We start from the raw sequence: 1,373 nt of genomic DNA, 5'->3' as shown, positions 1-1,373 counted from the left end.
GTTATCTTCATTTTTGTAGTATAGCATTGTTGCTAATCTACTACAGCCCCTTTTTTTTTAACATTTAATGCTTTTTTTACTTTACATAAAATTTACAATTAATTACGTTATATTGCCTAGTAATGTGCTGATTCCATGTTATTATCCACGACTTGAATTTTGGATGTATTTATTTTTTAAATGGATGTTTTTTGCAACTCAAAATAGGTATTATATATTATGAATAAAATATTTCGTATTATTTGGAATTACGCTGAACAAAATTGGATAGTAGCTTCAGAATTAGCATCTCGGCAAGGTAAATCAAGCACTTTTGTTGATTTCTCGCTACAACCTCTACGAACTGTAAAAAACTTTTTCTTTAATTTAATCTCGTTAAGTGTATTAACAAGTTTTCCTTTAATAGCAAATGCTTATGTAGCTATTAGTAATACATCAAATGGTTCTGTGAGTATATCCAATAGTGCAGCGTCTGATCAAGTGGGAGATACGGCATTAGATTACAAGAACCCTGGCAATTTGAGTTATTTAGATCCTACAAGAGCTAATGATAATGGCTTATATTCAGGCTTGTTGCCAGCGGCTCACGGTATTGCGATTGGTACAGGTGCCAATGCGATGGCAACAGCACAGAGTAATTATGTACCTGGCGAATCTTCAGGAGTTGCAATAGGGGATTATTCAAAAGCATCTGGCGCATTGAGTTTTGCGTTAGGGCCTTATGCTATTGGTAGTCATACAGGTGCAACTGCAATTGGTACTGCTTCTCGTGCTTCAGGTTTCAATTCTCTTGCGATGATGCGCCAATCTTCTGCAACCAATGATTATGCAATGGCAATTGGTAACGTATCCTGGGCTTCGGGTAAAGGTAGCTTGGCAATAGGACAATCTTCTCAAGCTGCGGGACATCGAGCAATTGCAATTGGTAGTGCTGATGTTGTTGGAGGAGTAGATGAAGGTGGAGCTCGCATAACTAATTATGACGCATCAACTAACACTCAGGCATTAGGTGAGCGTTCTATTGCCTTTGGAGCTAGTGCTCGTACGACAAAGAGCGCCGAAAACTCTATCGCGATTGGCTCAGAAGCACTGGTGACGGCTACAAATGCAACTGCTGTAGGTATTAATGCCCAAGCAATGGCAAATAATGCAATTTCTATTGGTAATAGTAACGTGGTTGGAGGCTCAAACTCTGGCGCAATTGGTATTTCAACAACTATTACAGGTTCTGGTACCCATAGTATGGGTAATGAAAACGGTACTATTTCTGTAGATAACTCAGGGGTGTTTGGTAATAATAATACACTTACAGCTCAAGCAACAGCGAGCCGAGTTGTTGGTAATCACAACTATGTAAATGGGCAAGAATCTTT

At 38.6% G+C, this 1,373-nt stretch carries 1 protein-coding gene; it reads left to right on the top strand.

Translation table 11 applies throughout. The annotated features are described in order from the left end of the window. Window positions 1-219 precede the first annotated feature (219 nt). Window positions 220-1,373 (top strand): ESPR-type extended signal peptide-containing protein (locus C3Z13_RS11780; RefSeq protein ID WP_281258796.1); only part of this gene is annotated, 1,154 nt, incomplete at its 3' end.

Source organism: Avibacterium endocarditidis (genome assembly GCF_002921145.1).
Classification (GTDB): Bacteria; Pseudomonadota; Gammaproteobacteria; order Enterobacterales; family Pasteurellaceae; genus Avibacterium; species Avibacterium endocarditidis.
Note: the sequence above shows the minus strand (reverse complement) of the source record. Positions and strands in the feature narration are given on the sequence as shown.